The sequence below is a fragment of the Aquabacter sp. genome (genome assembly GCF_965279295.1).
In the GTDB taxonomy this organism is placed as follows: Bacteria; Pseudomonadota; Alphaproteobacteria; order Rhizobiales; family Xanthobacteraceae; genus Aquabacter.
In genome coordinates this window covers 372,498-388,070 of sequence record NZ_CBDIHQ010000017.1, presented here as the reverse complement: position 1 = coordinate 388,070, position 15,573 = coordinate 372,498, and the positions used below count along the sequence as shown (strand labels likewise).

Annotated in this window: 16 protein-coding genes and 1 pseudogene; 11 read left to right on the top strand and 6 right to left on the bottom strand. The window is 66.2% G+C overall.

Annotation, left to right across the window (positions count from 1 at the left end; translation table 11 throughout):
* The first annotated feature begins 205 nt into the window (after window positions 1-205).
* The 3 genes from folE to ADADO0_RS16440 all read left to right on the top strand — a co-directional run bounded on the left by folE (window position 206) and on the right by ADADO0_RS16440 (window position 2,531).
* Window positions 206-862 carry a GTP cyclohydrolase I FolE gene (gene folE / locus ADADO0_RS16450; RefSeq protein WP_511306258.1) on the top strand — a complete coding sequence of 219 codons (657 nt, stop codon included), beginning with the start codon at window positions 206-208 and terminating at the stop codon, window positions 860-862.
* Between the two features lie 30 nt (window positions 863-892).
* A complete protein-coding gene (hisI, locus tag ADADO0_RS16445; protein WP_511306257.1) occupies window positions 893-1,381 on the top strand; it encodes a phosphoribosyl-AMP cyclohydrolase in 489 nt (162 codons plus the stop codon).
* A 103-nt stretch (window positions 1,382-1,484) separates the two neighbouring features.
* Window positions 1,485-2,531 carry a patatin-like phospholipase family protein gene (locus ADADO0_RS16440; protein ID WP_511306256.1) on the top strand — a complete coding sequence of 349 codons (1,047 nt, stop codon included), beginning with the start codon at window positions 1,485-1,487 and terminating at the stop codon, window positions 2,529-2,531.
* A gap of 33 nt (window positions 2,532-2,564) precedes the next feature.
* Here the strand turns inward: ADADO0_RS16440 and ADADO0_RS16435 are convergent, their stop codons facing one another.
* Both ADADO0_RS16435 and ADADO0_RS16430 read right to left on the bottom strand, forming a co-directional pair.
* Window positions 2,565-2,996: a CBS domain-containing protein gene (locus ADADO0_RS16435; RefSeq protein WP_511306255.1), complete on the bottom strand. Its 432-nt coding sequence runs from the start codon at window positions 2,994-2,996 to the stop codon at window positions 2,565-2,567.
* A 139-nt stretch (window positions 2,997-3,135) separates the two neighbouring features.
* On the bottom strand, window positions 3,136-3,936 hold the full coding sequence (locus ADADO0_RS16430; RefSeq protein ID WP_511306254.1) for a rhomboid family intramembrane serine protease: 801 nt from the start codon (window positions 3,934-3,936) through the stop codon (window positions 3,136-3,138).
* Window positions 3,937-4,130: 194 nt separating this feature from the next.
* Between ADADO0_RS16430 and ADADO0_RS16425 the strand changes: the two genes are divergently transcribed.
* Window positions 4,131-4,766 (top strand): transglutaminase-like cysteine peptidase, encoded by a 636-nt coding sequence (locus tag ADADO0_RS16425; RefSeq protein ID WP_511306253.1) that lies wholly within the window; start codon window positions 4,131-4,133, stop codon window positions 4,764-4,766.
* Window positions 4,767-4,772: 6 nt separating this feature from the next.
* Here the strand turns inward: ADADO0_RS16425 and ADADO0_RS16420 are convergent, their stop codons facing one another.
* The 4 genes and pseudogenes from ADADO0_RS16420 to ADADO0_RS16405 all read right to left on the bottom strand — a co-directional run bounded on the left by ADADO0_RS16420 (window position 4,773) and on the right by ADADO0_RS16405 (window position 7,159).
* Window positions 4,773-5,303 carry a gamma carbonic anhydrase family protein gene (locus ADADO0_RS16420; RefSeq protein ID WP_511306252.1) on the bottom strand — a complete coding sequence of 177 codons (531 nt, stop codon included), beginning with the start codon at window positions 5,301-5,303 and terminating at the stop codon, window positions 4,773-4,775.
* Window positions 5,304-5,560: 257 nt separating this feature from the next.
* Window positions 5,561-6,025 (bottom strand): annotated as a pseudogene (locus tag ADADO0_RS16415) (DapH/DapD/GlmU-related protein); the annotation flags it as partial.
* Window positions 6,026-6,447: 422 nt separating this feature from the next.
* Entirely contained in the window at window positions 6,448-6,831 is a 384-nt protein-coding gene (locus ADADO0_RS16410) for a cell division protein ZapA (RefSeq protein WP_511306251.1), read from the bottom strand.
* A 34-nt stretch (window positions 6,832-6,865) separates the two neighbouring features.
* Complete coding sequence (locus tag ADADO0_RS16405) at window positions 6,866-7,159, bottom strand: DUF4164 domain-containing protein (RefSeq protein WP_511306250.1); 294 nt, start codon at window positions 7,157-7,159, stop codon at window positions 6,866-6,868.
* A gap of 145 nt (window positions 7,160-7,304) precedes the next feature.
* Between ADADO0_RS16405 and ADADO0_RS16400 the strand changes: the two genes are divergently transcribed.
* From ADADO0_RS16400 to ADADO0_RS16370, 7 genes are all read left to right on the top strand, one after another.
* On the top strand, window positions 7,305-7,838 hold the full coding sequence (locus ADADO0_RS16400) for a YqhG/Tai3 family protein (protein WP_511306249.1): 534 nt from the start codon (window positions 7,305-7,307) through the stop codon (window positions 7,836-7,838).
* Window positions 7,839-8,028: 190 nt separating this feature from the next.
* The gene (tkt, locus tag ADADO0_RS16395) at window positions 8,029-10,017 is read left to right on the top strand and encodes a transketolase (protein WP_511306248.1); all 1,989 of its coding nucleotides are present in this window, start codon (window positions 8,029-8,031) and stop codon (window positions 10,015-10,017) included.
* A 95-nt stretch (window positions 10,018-10,112) separates the two neighbouring features.
* Entirely contained in the window at window positions 10,113-11,120 is a 1,008-nt protein-coding gene (gene gap, locus ADADO0_RS16390; protein ID WP_511306247.1) for a type I glyceraldehyde-3-phosphate dehydrogenase, read from the top strand.
* A 22-nt stretch (window positions 11,121-11,142) separates the two neighbouring features.
* Window positions 11,143-12,420 carry a phosphoglycerate kinase gene (locus ADADO0_RS16385; protein WP_511306246.1) on the top strand — a complete coding sequence of 426 codons (1,278 nt, stop codon included), beginning with the start codon at window positions 11,143-11,145 and terminating at the stop codon, window positions 12,418-12,420.
* A gap of 80 nt (window positions 12,421-12,500) precedes the next feature.
* The gene (locus tag ADADO0_RS16380) at window positions 12,501-13,529 is read left to right on the top strand and encodes a class I fructose-bisphosphate aldolase (RefSeq protein WP_511306245.1); all 1,029 of its coding nucleotides are present in this window, start codon (window positions 12,501-12,503) and stop codon (window positions 13,527-13,529) included.
* Window positions 13,530-13,691: 162 nt separating this feature from the next.
* Window positions 13,692-14,297: a thiamine phosphate synthase gene (locus ADADO0_RS16375; protein ID WP_511306244.1), complete on the top strand. Its 606-nt coding sequence runs from the start codon at window positions 13,692-13,694 to the stop codon at window positions 14,295-14,297.
* A complete protein-coding gene (locus tag ADADO0_RS16370) occupies window positions 14,294-15,460 on the top strand; it encodes a tetratricopeptide repeat protein (RefSeq protein ID WP_511306243.1) in 1,167 nt (388 codons plus the stop codon). Before ADADO0_RS16375 ends, ADADO0_RS16370 begins: the two co-directional genes overlap by 4 nt.
* Window positions 15,461-15,573 lie beyond the last annotated feature (113 nt).

The following is a 15,573-nucleotide window of genomic DNA, read 5'->3' as shown; positions in this document are numbered from 1 at the left end:
GCCTGCCGCCCCTCTTATATAAGTTCAAGATGCGCGGGCGGAAGACGCCGCGCTGCGTCTGGAACGATGGGGCTCACGCCCAGCAGGATGGACGCCAAGACCGCAGGGCGGGATGACCGGCGGGGATAGGATTACGGTGATCGCGCATGCGCAGCCGACACCGGCGATACGCTCGCCCGCAGGGGTGGGTCGGACGGAGTTGGGCATGGACGCGGTGGTGAAGCTGTTGAAGGCACAGGCCGAACTAGAAGCTGGTGAGCTGCGGAGCGCGCAGCCCGGCGAAGCTGGCACGCGCCCGACCCAGGAACAGGCTGAAGAGGCGGTTCGCACCCTGCTCGCCTATATCGGAGAGAACCCGACGCGCGAGGGCCTTCTCGATACCCCCCGACGCGTCATCAAGGCCTATGACGAGCTTTATGCCGGCTACGGCCACGATGCCGAGGAGATTCTTGGGCGCACGTTCGGCGAAATCGGCACGTTCGACGACTTCGTGCTGCTGCGGAACATTCCGTTCTATTCGCATTGCGAACATCACATGGTGCCGTTCGTGGGCAAGGCGCATGTCGCCTATTTCCCGGTGGAACGGGTGGTCGGCCTCTCCAAGATCGCCCGCGTGGTGGACGTCTACGCCCGCCGCCTCCAGACCCAGGAGCATCTGACCTCTCAGATTGTCCAGGCGCTCGACGAGGCGTTGAAGCCGCGCGGCGTCGCGGTGCTGATCGAAGCGGAGCATATGTGCATGGCGATGCGCGGCATCGCCAAGGCCGGGGTTTCCACCCTCACCAGCCAGTTCACCGGCGCCTTCCGCGACGATCCCGCCGAGCAGGTGCGCTTCATTACCATGCTGCGCGCCCGCTCCTGAGGCGCCGCATCGCCCCGAGGGCAGAGTTCCATGACACAGACGCCCACATTCGGCGTGAGCGCCGGTGCGCACGACCTTGAGGAAGGCACCCGCCTCGCCCCGCGCTTCGATGCCGCTGGCCTCGTCACCGCCATCGCCGTGGACGCGGCGACCGGCGAGGTGCTGATGCTTGCGCACATGAATGCCGAGGCTCTCGCCCGCACCATCGAGACCGGAGAGGCGCACTATTTCAGCCGCTCGCGGCAGAAGCTCTGGAAGAAGGGGGAAAGCTCCGGCCACGTCCAGACGGTGAAGGAGTTGCTGGTGGACTGCGACCAGGACGCCGTGCTTCTGAAGGTGGAGATGGGCGGCACAGGCGCCGCCTGCCACACCGGGCGGCGCTCCTGCTTCTATCGCCGCATTCCGCTCGGCACCGCCCCGGGCGCGGCGGCACAGCTTGCCTTCACCGGCGACACGCCGCGCTTCGACCCCGCTGAGGTCTACCGCGCGGGTGGCGGAAAGACACCGCAAAATACCTGATCCCGCGATGGTTTCGGGGAACTTCCGGCTCCGGCCACGCTTCCGTCATCAAGCGCATACACGCTTCAGGCATGTAGGGCGCGGTGTGTGCGTGGAGGCGTTCATGTTCCATGGCTTCAACCTGCTCGGCCGGCCGGTCGACCCCTCCGGTGCCGCCAGCGGAAATAGTCCCCAACCCGCGCCGCGCCTCAAGACTCAAGCCCCGGCCTGGACTGCAGATCATCCCGGCGGTCCGAGCATCGCACTGGCGCTCGGCGGCGGCGCGGCGCGCGGCTTGGCCCATATCGGCGTCCTGCGGGTGTTGGAGCGCCATGGTATCCGGCCCTCGGTCATCGCCGGCACATCCATCGGCGCGGCGGTGGGCGGCGTCTGGGCGGCGGGGCATCTGGATGCCATGGAAGCCTGGGCGCTGAAGCTCACCAAGCGCGGCATCCTGCGGCTCATCGATCCGGCCATCGGCGCGCCCGGCCTGATGAATGGCAGGCGCCTGCTGGATCAGCTTCGCGCGGAAATTGGCACCATCGATATCGAGGACATGGCGGTCACGTTCAGCGCCATCGCCACGGAACTGGGAACCGGGCATGAGATCTGGCTGACGCGCGGCAATCTCGCCGATGCGATACATGCCTCGTATTGCCTGCCAGGCATCTTCACGCCGGTGAAGGTGAGCGGGCGTTGGCTGATGGACGGCGCGCTGGTGAACCCGATCCCAGTCTCGGCGGCGCGCGCGCTCGGCGGACGCATCGTCATCGCGGTGAATTTGAATGCCGAGGTGTTCGGCCGGGGCACCGTGATCCAGGACCATGGCGGCCCCATCGCCACCACCGCCGAGGCCGTGGTGGAACGCAAGAAGCACGGGCTTGCCCGCATGCTGCGGCCGGATCTCCTGCTGCGCGGCGGCTTCCTGCCCGGTCCGACGGATGGCCCCAAAGCCATCTCGGCGGTGATGATCGACGCGTTCAACGTGATGCAGGACCGGATTGCCCGGTCGCGGCTAGCTGGCGATCCGCCCGATGTCACCATTTCGCCGAAGCTCGGCAAGATCGGCCTGTTCGATTTCCACCGCGCGCAGGATGCTATCGACGCGGGCGCGGAGGCAGCCGAGCGGATGGTCGACGAGATCAAGCTGGCCATTGAGGCGCTGCGATAGCCGCAGGCGCGCCAACGCTCACGAGCGGACCGCTCAGGCGGTCATGATGTAGTCGCGCAACTCCGCACTTTCGCGCTCCATCTCCTCGACGCGATGCTTCACCACGTCGCCAATGGAAATGATGCCGATCAGCTTGTCGCCGTCCACCACGGGAACATGGCGGAAACGGCCGCGCGTCATGCGCTCCATGATGACGGGAATGGTCTCGTCCGGGGCGCAGGTGACCACGGCGCGTGTCATCACCGCGGACACGGGCGTGGAGAGAACATCCGGCCCCTTCTCGGCGAGGATTCGCACCAGATCGCGCTCGGAAAGAATCCCCTCCAACCGCCCGGTCGGGCCGACCGCGACGATGGCACCGATGCGATGCGAAGCGAGGCTCGCGACGGCGTCGTTGAGGGACGCATCGGGGGAGATCGTAACGATGCTCCCGGTCTTGCGCTGTAACAGGATGCTGACGCTCATGGCTTGTCTCCGCTCCCTTTTTAGGCGCTATCGAGGGTCGCCCCACGGCACAGACATCCTGCGCGCCGACGACCGACCTTTGCCTTTAGGGCAATGATCCCTCCGACTGGGCAGAACCGCAACCTTCATTTGGAAAAGTTCAAGACCGGAACGCGGCGTCCTTGGACGCGGGCGGGACGGGATCAAAGAAGGAGAACAGCAGCAGGCCGGCGAAGAAGCCGCCCATATGCGCCTGCCAGGCGATCTCCTCACCCTCGGTGCCCGGCATGGAAATTCCGACGCCGAACAGCACGTTGAGGACCACCCAGACGCCGACGAAAACCAGGACACGCTTGTCCTTGAAGGCTTCGATGAGCGAAACCGCCGGCTGGCGGTCAGTGCGGAACCGGCCCGGCGGGCCGAGCGGACCACCCGGCGCGAAGGCAAATCGCACCGCCGCCGCCATCGCCCCCGAGACCACGGCGGAGGCGCCGATCATCGGCACCATGGCGCTGGGATAGGAGGCGAGGTGCGCGAGCGCGCCCGCGATCGCCGTCACTCCACAGAATAGAAGAAACCGCGCATGCCCGAATCGGCGCGCCACGGGTGAGGCGAAAGCCAGCATCCACACCATATTGACGCCGAGATGCATCCAGCCGCCATGCAGCAGTGCGTAGGTGACGAAGCTCCAGATTTCAGCCCCGAGGCCGCCCGGCAGATCGAATTCCGGCACCCGGTCATAGCGCGCCGGAATGAAGGAGAAGAGTGCAAGGATTTCGACGTTCGCGGCTTCGCTGAGTGCGCTACGCACCAATTGGATCGCGGCCATGGCGCCGGCAAGCAGCGCGATTATGCCGGGAATATTGAAGGCCGGCTGCCTGGAGGGCGCGCGGCGCGGATCGAAGGGATCGTGCACCTCCCGCACATAGGCGCCCGGTGGCGGGCGGGCAAGCGGAAACACCGGAAAGTGGAAACACGGGCCAGCGGCGACACGAAAAGCCGAAAGCCGGAATGCCGAATCGATTCCCTACCGAAGTGTTGCAGTAATGCTCTTGCGTGCACTGCACACGGCATTAACGTTAAGAACTGGTTGACGGCGCAAATGCGGCGATCATCGGGCATTATCGAATCGTTAACCGAGATGCGATTGCTGCCATGCCGCTCCCCCTTCGCCTGCTTATGACCTTCGGCCTGCTTCTGGCGGGTACCGCGGGCGTTGCCGCCGCAGAGCGTTACGCGGCGCTGACGCCGGCACCGCTTCAGGATCACCTGCGCGCAACGGGGGCCAGTTCCCCGCCCATCGGCTATGTGCGCTTCTGCTCCGAGAATGCGGCCGACTGCACCGCGAACGGCGACATTGTGTTCGAGGTCTCCCTCGACAAGGCGCACCTGACCCAGCTTGAGCGGGTGAACAACAAGCTGAACGCGGACATCGAGCCGATGACCGACCTTGAGCATTACGGCGAAACCGAGCGCTGGGCCTACCCGACCGACGGCAAGGGTGACTGCGAGGATTATGTGCTGGCCAAGCGCAAGGCGCTGATCGGCCTGGGCTGGCCCGCCTCTGTGCTTCTCATCACGGTAGTGCGCGACAAGGACGGCGACGGCCACGCGGTGCTCACCGTCGTGACCGATCGCGGCGATCTCATCCTGGACAATCAGGCGGCGGAAATCCTGCCGTGGCAGGACACCGGCTATCGCTATGTGAAGCGCCAGTCGCAGGGCGACCCCGCCCTGTGGGTGGCCCTGGGCGAAACCCGCTCCGCTCCTGTGGTCAGCGGCGGACGCTGAGGTTTATCAGTCGATGCGCTGGAGGCCAGCGGCAAACCGCTTCCAATTGGCCTGATAGCGCAATGCCGTGTCGCGCAGCCGCTCGGCGGCGTCAGCATCCAGCGTGCGGATAACCTTGGCCGGCGTGCCGACGATCAGGGAATTGTCCGGAAATTCCTTGCCCTCGGTCACCAGCGCATTGCTACCGACCAAGCAATTCTTGCCGATCTTTGCCCCGTTGAGCACCGTGGCGCCCATGCCGATCAGGCTGTTGTCCCCCACCGTGCAGCCATGCAGGATCGCCATATGGCCGATCGTGACATTGGTGCCGAGCGTCATGGGATAGCCGGGATCGGTGTGGAGAACGCAATTCTCCTGAATGTTCGTGCCTTCGCCGACGACGATCTCTTCATTGTCGCCGCGCAGAACGCAGCCGAACCAGATGCTGGCGTCGTCCTTGATGACCACGCGGCCGATGACTTTCGCGTCCGGCGCGATCCAATAGCGGCCGGAAGCGGGCAGTTCCGGGCTGAGCCCGTCGAGCGAATACAAAGGCATGCGAGAATCCTGCGTTTCCACCTTTGCTCACTATAACGATGCCTCGGCGCGTGCCAGAGCCTTTGGCATGGCGAGCGGTCTTTAAGCTGGCGGGTGCAGTTCCGGATGAGCTGGTCTAGAGAGCGGGTGCTGGCAACGGCCTCAAGCTGACCAGTCCGGCCGTTGCGGCGGAAGACCAAGCCGGGCTGGCCGGACAATGCGAGGGCCTTCACCACCTCGCCCGAAGCCAAGGTAATCGGCGCACCGGCAGTGATGTAGCAGCCCGCCTCGACGGAGCAATTGTCGCCGAGTGAAATCCCGATGCCGGAATTCGCACCCAGCAGGCAGTTCCTGCCCACGCTGATCACCTGCTTCCCGCCGCCCGATATGGTTCCCATGATCGAGGCGCCGCCGCCGATGTCGGTCCCCTCCCCGACCACGACGCCAGAGCTGATCCGGCCTTCCACCATCGCGCGTCCGAGGGTCCCGGCGTTGAAGCCGCAGAAGCCCTCGGCGGTGAGGATGGTTCCAGGCGCCAGATGGGCACCCAGCCAGACCCGGTCGGCGTTGGACATGCTGACGCCGCTTGGCACCACATAGTCCACCATGCGCGGGATGCGGAAGATGCCCCGAAGATCCACCGCGAAGCCCTGGGTCCGCCCCAGCCACTGCGTGGCCTCCACCTGCTCCGGTGCGCAGGGGCCGATCGAAGTCCAGGCGACATCGCGCGTGAGCGCCGCCATGCCGTCGAGGTTGAGCCCGTGCGGCCGCACCAGCCGATGGCTCAGCAGATGCAGCCTGAGATAAAGGTCGTGAATATCGAGCGGCGGCGCCGCGAGATCGGAGATGCGCGTGCGCACCGCGAAGACGCTTACCCCGCGCCTTTGGTCAGGTCCGATTGCCCGATCCACACCGGCGGGAAATTCCCCGGCGATTTCAGAGGGCTCCAGCCGAGCGGAGCCGGCGGCCGTGACATCTGAGGTTAAGGCGAGGGTGCGGAACCAGGTGTCCAGCACCTCGCCATCGTCCGTCATGGTCGCCAACCCGACACCGATGGCGCCTGGACCCGAGCCCGCGATGAGCATGTGAGTTTCCGCTGCCGGGTGGACGGTAAGGCGCAGACCGCGCGATACGGGCTGGAGGATAGCGTGGGCCGGAAAAACCCTCAGCCCATGCCCACCACCCGCGCGGCGGGTGGGGCGATGTCGCGGGCGAGGCGTTCGAGGTGTTCGGCGGCCTCGTCGATGGTGCGAGCCACGACTTCCTCGCTCGCCTCGATGCGCGCGATGGCGGAGGCGCGGGCGTCGCGCTGCCCCTCGATATCGCTCTCCAGGGCGCGGATGCGGGCACGGGCCTCGTGCAATTCATCGGCGATGGTGACGGCAGCCATGACGGTGAGGCGCTGATCGCCGATCTCGCCGAACGCGGTGCGCAACTGGCCGATGCGGCTGTCCACGTCGCGGCCGAGGCGCATAAGATGCTCCTCCTGCCCCTCATCGCAGGCCATCCGATATTGGCGGCCGGATATCGTGACGCTCACCTGAGCCATGGTCGATCCCGGTCCTTGGGTTAACTGCCTGGGGCTAGCCGCCGTGCGTGGCGAGCACATCGCGGATGGTGCCCATGGCGACATCCAGCCGGCGCGTCACCTCCTGCCCCACATCGCCAAGTTCGGCAATGCGCGCGCAGGCCTCATCCAACTCCTGAGCCAGACGTGCCCGGTCGTTGCCCATGGCGTGGAGTTGCGCCAGAAGCGCCTCCTGCTGGCGGTCCATCTCGCGGCGCCGGTCCACCGCCGCGCCGAGCGCGTCGAGGGCTGCGTGGAGCCGCTGGGTGGCCAGCTCGATGGGGCCGAGGTCAGGTTGGCGTTGCTTCACAGCGTACATGCAAGAAAGTGTAACCGAGTCGAGGTGGAAGCCACCATCAACTTCCCACTTGTCAACGCAAATAAGACGTGGCTGAGACAAGCGGGGACGTCGCTATGACGTCGAAGTCCTGCGCAAATGCGGGGCCGGTGGGGGAATGAAACGCGTGCACACGACACTGAGGGCTGGATTTTCATTTCTACGGACATTGCGTCCGCTTGCCGCCGCCTGCCTTTTCGGCTTGGTGACGCTCCCCGCGCTGGCGCAGGGCGCCAAGCCAGCCGCGCCTCCAACACCGGAGGCGGTGGTGCGCGCGCTTTACCAGCATTATCTCGATACCCAGCCCGACACGCTGGTGGCATTCAACTATGTCGATCCCGGCGTCGCGAAGGACTATTTCGAGCCGACTCTCGCCAAACTGCTGGTGACCGACGGCGGACTTGAAGAACCGCGCCTGGAATTCGACCCGTTCGTGGACGGTCAGGAGTTCGAGATCAGCTCGGTGGACTATGTCGCCAAGCCGATTTCCGCAAAGGAAGCGCAGGTGACCGCCCAATTCAACAATTTCGATGAGAGGAAGACCATAATCTACAAACTGCTCCGCACCCAGGTCGGCTGGCGGATTTCAGATGTGAGCTGGGGTGGAGGCCGCGAGACCTTACGCAAGCTGCTCTCCGGACCCTCCCGATAGGCTTCGAAAGGGTTCAGCGCGACGATGAGGCGCGGCAGCTCAACGCCGCCTGCACTTGACGTTCCGCCACCGCTGCGTTTGACACCCCTGGCGGCGCTGCTATCACTGCCGCGGCCCGAGGCAGGCATCTTTACCCTGCCTCCGTCATGGACCGGAACGAGGCGCCCTCGGCGCCGGAGACACGCCCCGCATGTCAAGCCGCACCCTTCACGACCGCATGGCCAACGCCATCCGGTTCCTTGCCATGGATGCCGTCGAGGCGGCCAACTCCGGTCACCCGGGTCTGCCCATGGGCGCGGCCGATATCGCCACCGTGCTGTTCACCAAGGTCATGAAGTTCGATCCCGCCGACCCCAGGTGGCCGGATCGCGACCGCTTCATTCTCTCGGCCGGCCACGGCTCCATGCTGCTCTATTCCCTGCTTCACCTGCTGGGCTACGAGAATGTGACCATTGATGAGCTGAAGCGATTCCGCCAGTTGGGCTCGCTCACGCCGGGACATCCTGAGAATTTCGTCACCACGGGCATCGAGACCACCACAGGGCCGCTGGGCCAGGGCATCGCCACCGCCGTTGGCTTCGCCATGGGTGAGCGCCTGATGGCCGCCCGCTTCGGCGCTGGGGTGGTGGACCACCACACCTATGTGCTCGCCTCGGACGGCGACCTCATGGAGGGTCTCAGCCAGGAGGCCATCGATCTGGCCGGGCACATGAAGCTCTCGAAGCTGATCGTGATGTGGGACGACAATCTCATTTCCATCGACGGTGCCACCTCGATTTCCGGATCCACCGACCAGCTTGCCCGCTTCACGGCGTCCGGCTGGGACGTGACCCGCGTCGACGGGCACGACCCCGACGCCATCCTCGCGGCGCTTGAGGCGGCAAAAGCCAGCGACACGCCGAGCCTGATCGCCTGCCGCACCGTGATCGGCTTCGGCTCGCCGGCCAAGGCCGGCAGCGAGAAGGTGCATGGCGCCCCGCTTGGCGCGGCCGAGATCGCGGCGACCCGCGCTGCGCTGAACTGGGAAGGCGCGGCCTTCGAGATTCCCGCCGACGTCTACGCCGGCTGGCGCGACGCGGCGTCCAAGGGCGCCGCCGCGCGCACCGCCTGGCAGGAGCGCCTCGCCGCCCTGCCCGCGACCGAGCATGACGAGTTCGAGCGGCGCCGGAAAAATGACCTGCCGACCGCGCTGGGCGACGCCGTTAAGTCCGTGAAGGCCAAGGCGATCGCCGACGGCGGTGCCGTGGCGACCCGCAAGTCCTCCGAGATCACGCTCGACGCCATCACCCTGGCAGTGCCCGAGATGCTTGGCGGCTCGGCCGACCTCACCGGTTCGAACAACACCCGTGCCAAGGGCCAGAAGGCGGTCACTCCGGACGACTTCTCCGGAACCTTCGTGCACTGGGGCGTGCGCGAGCACGGCATGGCGGCAGCGATGAACGGCATCGCCCTGCACGGCGGCTTCATTCCTTATTCCGGCACCTTCCTGGTGTTCTCGGACTATTCACGCCCGGCCATCCGCCTCGCCGCCCTCATGGGCGAGCGGGTGATCCATGTGCTGACCCACGATTCCATCGGCCTCGGCGAGGACGGCCCCACCCATCAGCCGGTGGAGCACCTTGCGGCGCTGCGGGCGATCCCCGGCCTTTTGGTACTGCGTCCCAGCGACACGGTGGAGACCGCCGAGTGCTGGGAAATCGCCCTCAAGGCCAAGGACCGGCCGAGCGCGCTGATCCTCTCGCGCCAGAACCTGCCGATCCTGCGCACGCAAGATGATGCCAACCGCTCGGCGGAAGGCGCCTACGAAATTCTGGCCGCCAGCGGCGAGGCCCAGGTCTCTCTGTTCGCCACCGGCTCGGAAGTCTCGCTCGCGGCTGACGCGCGCAAGCTGCTGGAAGCCCAGGGCGTGCCGACGCGTGTCGTCTCCGTCCCCTCCTTCGAACTGTTCCTGGAGCGTCCGCGGGACGAACGTGCAGCGGTCATCGGCAACGCTCCGGCCAAGGTCGGCATCGAGGCGGCGATCCGAATGGGCTGGGACGCCATAATCGGGTCGGATGCAGCCTTTATTGGAATGACCAGCTTCGGTGCGAGCGCGCCGGCCAAGGAACTTTTCAAGCATTTCGGCATTACGCCGGAAGCGGTCGCCGAGGCGGCCCTTTCCCAGCTTCGGCAGGCGTGACACACGAGCTTTAAGAAAGGCCCTCGCGTTGAACGCGGGCCGAATGGGTCGGAAAATGGACGGCTGGTCCGCAGGACCGGCGGATGGAGGATGACATGACGGTGAAGGTGGCCATCAACGGGTTCGGTCGCATCGGGCGCAACATTCTGCGCGCCATCATCGAATCGGGCCGCACCGACATCCAGGTGGTGGCGATCAACGATCTCGCCCCCGTGGAGACCAACGCCCACCTGCTGCGCTTTGACAGCGTGCACGGCCGCTTTCCGGCCGAGGTGATCGTGGACGGCGACACCATCGATTGCGGCAAGGGCAAGATCAAGGTGACCGCGGTGCGCGATCCCGCCCTGCTGCCCCACAGGGAACTCGGCGTCGATATCGCGCTGGAATGCACCGGCATCTTCACCTCGAAGGAGAAGGCCTCGGCGCATCTGACCGCCGGCGCCAAGCGCGTGCTGATCTCCGCTCCCGCCGAAGGCGCCGACATCACCGTCGTCTACGGCGTGAACCATGATCAGCTCACCGCTGATCATTTCGTGGTTTCCAACGCCTCGTGCACCACCAACTGTCTCGCCCCGGTGGCGAAGGTGCTGAACGACACGGTCGGCATCGTGCACGGCTTCATGACCACCATTCACTCCTACACCAACGACCAGCCCTCGCTGGACCAGGTGCATAAGGATCTTTATCGCGCCCGCGCCGCCGCCGTTTCCATGATCCCAACATCCACCGGCGCCGCCAAGGCGGTCGGGCTGGTGCTGCCGGAATTGAATGGCAAGCTGGACGGCGTCTCGATCCGCGTTCCCACGCCGAACGTCTCTGTCATCGACCTGAAGTTCGTGGCCAAGCGCCCGACCACGATCTCGGAGATCAACGACGCCATCAAGCGTGCCGCCGAACAGGAGCTGAAGGGCGTCCTGAACTTCACGACCCAGCCCAACGTCTCCATCGACTTCAACCACGATCCCCACTCCTCCACCTTCCACATGGACCAGACCAAGGTCATGGACGGGACGCTGGTGCGCGTGATGTCGTGGTACGACAACGAGTGGGGATTCTCGAACCGCATGGCGGATACCGCCGTCGCGCTTGGAAAGCTGGGCTGAGCGGCGATCGGGAGCAAAGCCCATGAACGCATCAGCTGCCGCCGTTGCCAAGAGCGGTACCAAAAAGACCGACACGACCAAGACCGGCGCCCCAAAGCCGGGCGTCGATCTCTCCTCCTTCCGCACCCTCGATGAGGCGGACCTTGCCGGCAAGAGCGTGTTGGTTCGCGTCGACCTGAACGTCCCGATGGACGGCGCGCGCGTCACCGACGACACGCGCATCCAGTCGATCATACCGACCGTGCGGGACATCACCCGCCGGGGTGGCCGTGCGATCTTGATCTCCCACTTCGGCCGCCCGAAGGGCCGCGACGAGAGCCAGTCATTGGCCGCGGTGGTGCCCGCCGTCGCTGCGGCGCTGGGCGCGCCGGTGAGCTTCGCGAAAGATTGCATCGGTCCGGATGCCGAGGCGGCGATCGCCGCGCTCACGCCCGGTGGCGTGCTGGTGCTGGAAAACACCCGCTTCTATCCTGGCGAGGAAAAGAACGCGCCGGACTTCGTCGCCGCGCTCGCCAAGCTCGGCGACCTCTACGTCAACGACAGCTTCTCCACGGCGCACCGCGCGCATGCCTCCACCGAGGGACTGGCTCACGCGCTGCCGGCTTTCCTGGGCCGCGCCATGCAAGGCGAGATCGAGGCACTGACGCAGGCGCTTGAGGCGCCTGAGCGTCCGGTCCTCGCCGTGGTGGGCGGCGCCAAGGTCTCCAGCAAGCTCGATCTGCTGGGCAACCTCAGCGCCAAGGTGGACCTGCTGGTGATCGGCGGCGGCATGGCCAACACCTTCCTGGCGGCCCAGGGCATCAATGTCGGCAAGTCGCTGTGCGAGCACGACCTCGCCCCGACCGCACGCGAGATCCTCGCCAAAGCCAAGGCCGGCCACTGCGAGATCGTGCTGCCGGTGGATGCTGTGGTTGCCAAGGCGTTTGCCGCCAATGCCCCACACCGCGTGGTGCCGGTGGCCGAAGTCGCCGACGACGAGATGATCCTCGATGCCGGCCCAGCCACGGTGCGCCTGGTGACCGAAAAGCTGAAGACGGCGCGCACGGTGGTGTGGAACGGCCCGTTCGGCGCGTTCGAGCTGACCCCGTTCGATGCCGCGACCGTCGCGGTGGCCCGCGCGGCCGCCGATGCCACGCAGGCAGGCAAACTGCTGTCGGTGGCGGGGGGCGGCGACACGGTGGCAGCGCTCAACCATGCCGGTGTGGCCGAGCGTTTTTCCTATGTGTCCACGGCTGGCGGCGCCTTCCTCGAATGGCTGGAAGGCAAGTCCCTTCCAGGCGTCGAGGCACTGCGCCGCTGAAGCCCAGATTTTACCATGCGCTCCTGGCATGGTTGATTCAGATCAAAGCCGCAGAAGCGGCTTCCAGAGATGGGTGAAGAATGATGACTGCTGAGCTCGACGCGATCGCGCAAAAAATGGTGGCTGACGGCAAAGGTATCCTGGCCGCAGACGAAAGCACCGGAACGATCCAGAAGCGGTTCGACGCCATCGGCGTTCAGAACACCGAGGACAATCGCCGCGACTATCGCGAGCTGATGTTCCGAACCACGCCGGCCATGCGGGATTATATCTCGGGCGTCATCCTGTTCGACGAGACCATTCGCCAGAAGGCAAAGGACGGCACGCCGCTCGTGCAGTTGATCCAGGACGCCGGCTCGATCCCCGGCATCAAGGTGGATGCGGGCGCCAAGTCTCTCTCCCTGTGCCCCGGCGAGACCATCACCGAGGGCCTGGACGGGCTCGGCGGACGCCTTGAGGCCTATTATGATCTCGGCGCCCGCTTCGCGAAGTGGCGCGCGGTGATCGATATCGGCGCCGGCATCCCGAGCCGCACCGCCGTGCTCGCCAACGCCCATGCGCTCGCCCGCTATGCGGCGCTGTGCCAGGAAAACAAGATCGTTCCCATCGTCGAGCCCGAAGTGCTGATGGACGGCGATCATGGCATCGAACGCTGCTACGAAGTCACAGAAGCCGTGCTGAAGGCCGTGTTCGAGGAACTCTTCCTCCAGCGCGTCCGTCTGGAAGGCATGGTTCTGAAGCCCAACATGATCGTGCCGGGCAAGAAGTCCCGCTCCGGCGCTTCCATCGAGGAGGTGGCCGAGAAGACCGTTCGGGTTCTCAAGAGCTGCGTGCCGGCTGCGGTGCCGGGCATCGCCTTCCTCTCCGGCGGCCAGTCGGACGAGGACGCCACCGCCCATCTGGACGCCATGGTGAAGCTCGGCAACCTGCCCTGGAAGCTGACCTATTCCTACGGCCGTGCGCTCCAGGCCGCGCCGCAGAAGGCATGGTCGGGCAAGGCGGAAAACGTCCCCGCAGCCCAGGCCGCCTTCAACCACCGCGCCCGCATGAACTCGCTCGCCGCCCTCGGCCAGTGGTCGGCGGAGCAGGAGCGCAAGGCCGCCGCCTGAGCTGATTGTTTCCAGCGTATGCGAGGCCCGTCGCATCGGAAGGTGCGGCGGGCCTTCTTTTTGCGGTCATGCCCCCAACGCCCTTGCCTTTTTCATCCTCATCCGGCTAGCCATCGTCCACCGCCCCGCTTTTGCCCGCTTCCTGGCTGACCGATCATTCCCATGCCTGCTTCACCATCTTCCGCCGCCCCGCGCTTTATGCTGATCCTCCCCGCCGATGCCGCTTTCGCGCCGGTGGTCATGGAGGCGCTGATGCAGTCCGGCGACATCGCGGCCGTGATCGCGCCGGTCAAGGAAGGCCCGCACGAGCGTGCCCGTCTGGCGGCGCTCGCGGCCCCGGTGCAGGCGGCGGGTGGTGCCTTCCTGGTGGACGGACGCGCGGATCTCGTCGCGGGCATTGAGGCTGATGGGTCTCACCTGGGCGACCTCCCGGCGCTGCGTGCGGCCTTGCCGGCGCTGAAACCCCGCCGCATCGCCGGTGTCGGTGGACTTGCCAGCCGGCACGATGCGATGGAGGCGGGGGAGGCGGGCGCGGACTATGTCCTATTCGGCGATCTGCCCGGCGATTTCGAGCAGACCATCGACGCGGTGGACTGGTGGGCCGAAGTCTTCGAGGTCCCATGCGTGGGCATCGCACGTTCTGACGCGGAAGCCGTGGCGCTGGCGCAGGCCGGCGCCGATTTTATCGCCCTGGACGGCGCCCTGGTCACTGTCGAGGCCATCACGCGGGTCACGGCGCTGATCAACGCGCTTGAGGTGACGCCTTGAACCGCCGTGGGCCTCTCGCGGTTATCCTCGCCCTGCTCACGGGCGGCGCGGCTTTCGCCCAGACCTCCACGGCACCTGATGTAGCGCCCCAAGCCCCAGCCGCTGCGGTGCCGGCACGGCCCGCTCCCGCAAATCCGCCTGCCAACCCCTCTGCCAATCCCCCACAGCAAAAGCCTGCGGCCCCTAAGCCGGCTGCGGCGAAGCCAATCGCGCCAGCAGCGGCACAGGGGACGCCTAAGTCCCTCGCGTCGTCTCCGGTTTCTCCGCTCCCAGCGCCCTCGGCTGCGGCAACTCCGACCTTCGGGTCCACCGGGTCCGTAGACATCGCATTCGGCGCCTATCAGAGCGGGCTCTACATCACCGCCGCCCAAGAGGCGATCAGGCGGGTGCGCGCCGGCAAGGACCCGGCCGCCTATACCCTGCTCGGCGAACTCTATGGACGCGGTTTCGGTGTCCCCTACGATCCGCCGCGCGCCGCGGATTATTATCGCCGCGCCGCGCAGGATGGCGATGCCAACGCCATGTTCGCGCTCGGCATGGCCTCACTCACCGGGCAAGGCATGCCGCAGAGCGACACGGAAGCGGCCAAATGGTTCGAGCAGGCGGCGAAGTTGGGCAATGGCCCAGCGGCCTATAATCTCGGCCTGCTCTACATGCAGGGGCGCCCGTTCCCATCCGATTATGCCGTCGCCGCCAAGTGGTTCCAGCAGGCCTCGGACGCCGGCATATCGGACGCGCAATACGCGCTCGCAGTCATGAAGAAGGAAGGCAACGGCATCGCCCCCGACAAGGCCGGCGCCATGAAGCTCCTGGCCGAGGCGGCGGCGCAAAACCATGTGACGGCGGAAGTCGAGCTGGCCATTGCCACCTTCAACGGCAACGGCGTTCCCAAGGACGAGGCGGCCGGCGCCCGAATGTTCCGCAAGGCCGCGCTGGAGGGCAACGCCATCGCGCAGAACCGCTATGCCCGCCTGCTGTCCGTCGGGCGCGGCGTGCCGCAGGATCGGCTGGCATCGGCGAGTTGGCACATCCTGGCCCGCAGCCGCGGCCTCGGCGACCCCTATCTCGACCAAGTGGTCGCCTCGCTCTCCGAGGCCGACCGCAACAAAGCGGAAGAGACCGCCCGGAAGTGGGCATTCAACACCACCGACGCCCGATTTTGAGCTTCGCAACCCTGCCCTGCCCTTCGCACGCCTTGACGGCGCCACGTCGGGCGGGCACACGAAGCCCGCTCCAAGATTTCACGGCTGCCGCGCGCGGCCCTTTTTCCGCGCAA

Bases quoted from the DNA above. Each gene is read 5' to 3' on its own strand.
- folE (WP_511306258.1), top strand. From the start codon at position 206: ATGGACGCGGTGGTGAAGCTGTTGAAGGCACAGGCCGAACTAGAAGCT.
- hisI (WP_511306257.1), top strand. From the start codon at position 893: ATGACACAGACGCCCACATTCGGCGTGAGCGCCGGTGCGCACGACCTT.
- ADADO0_RS16440 (WP_511306256.1), top strand. From the start codon at position 1,485: ATGTTCCATGGCTTCAACCTGCTCGGCCGGCCGGTCGACCCCTCCGGT.
- ADADO0_RS16435 (WP_511306255.1), bottom strand. From the start codon at position 2,996: ATGAGCGTCAGCATCCTGTTACAGCGCAAGACCGGGAGCATCGTTACG.
- ADADO0_RS16425 (WP_511306253.1), top strand. From the start codon at position 4,131: ATGCCGCTCCCCCTTCGCCTGCTTATGACCTTCGGCCTGCTTCTGGCG.
- ADADO0_RS16420 (WP_511306252.1), bottom strand. From the start codon at position 5,303: ATGCCTTTGTATTCGCTCGACGGGCTCAGCCCGGAACTGCCCGCTTCC.
- ADADO0_RS16410 (WP_511306251.1), bottom strand. From the start codon at position 6,831: ATGGCTCAGGTGAGCGTCACGATATCCGGCCGCCAATATCGGATGGCC.
- ADADO0_RS16400 (WP_511306249.1), top strand. From the start codon at position 7,305: ATGAAACGCGTGCACACGACACTGAGGGCTGGATTTTCATTTCTACGG.
- tkt (WP_511306248.1), top strand. From the start codon at position 8,029: ATGTCAAGCCGCACCCTTCACGACCGCATGGCCAACGCCATCCGGTTC.
- gap (WP_511306247.1), top strand. From the start codon at position 10,113: ATGACGGTGAAGGTGGCCATCAACGGGTTCGGTCGCATCGGGCGCAAC.
- ADADO0_RS16385 (WP_511306246.1), top strand. From the start codon at position 11,143: ATGAACGCATCAGCTGCCGCCGTTGCCAAGAGCGGTACCAAAAAGACC.
- ADADO0_RS16380 (WP_511306245.1), top strand. From the start codon at position 12,501: ATGATGACTGCTGAGCTCGACGCGATCGCGCAAAAAATGGTGGCTGAC.
- ADADO0_RS16375 (WP_511306244.1), top strand. From the start codon at position 13,692: ATGCCTGCTTCACCATCTTCCGCCGCCCCGCGCTTTATGCTGATCCTC.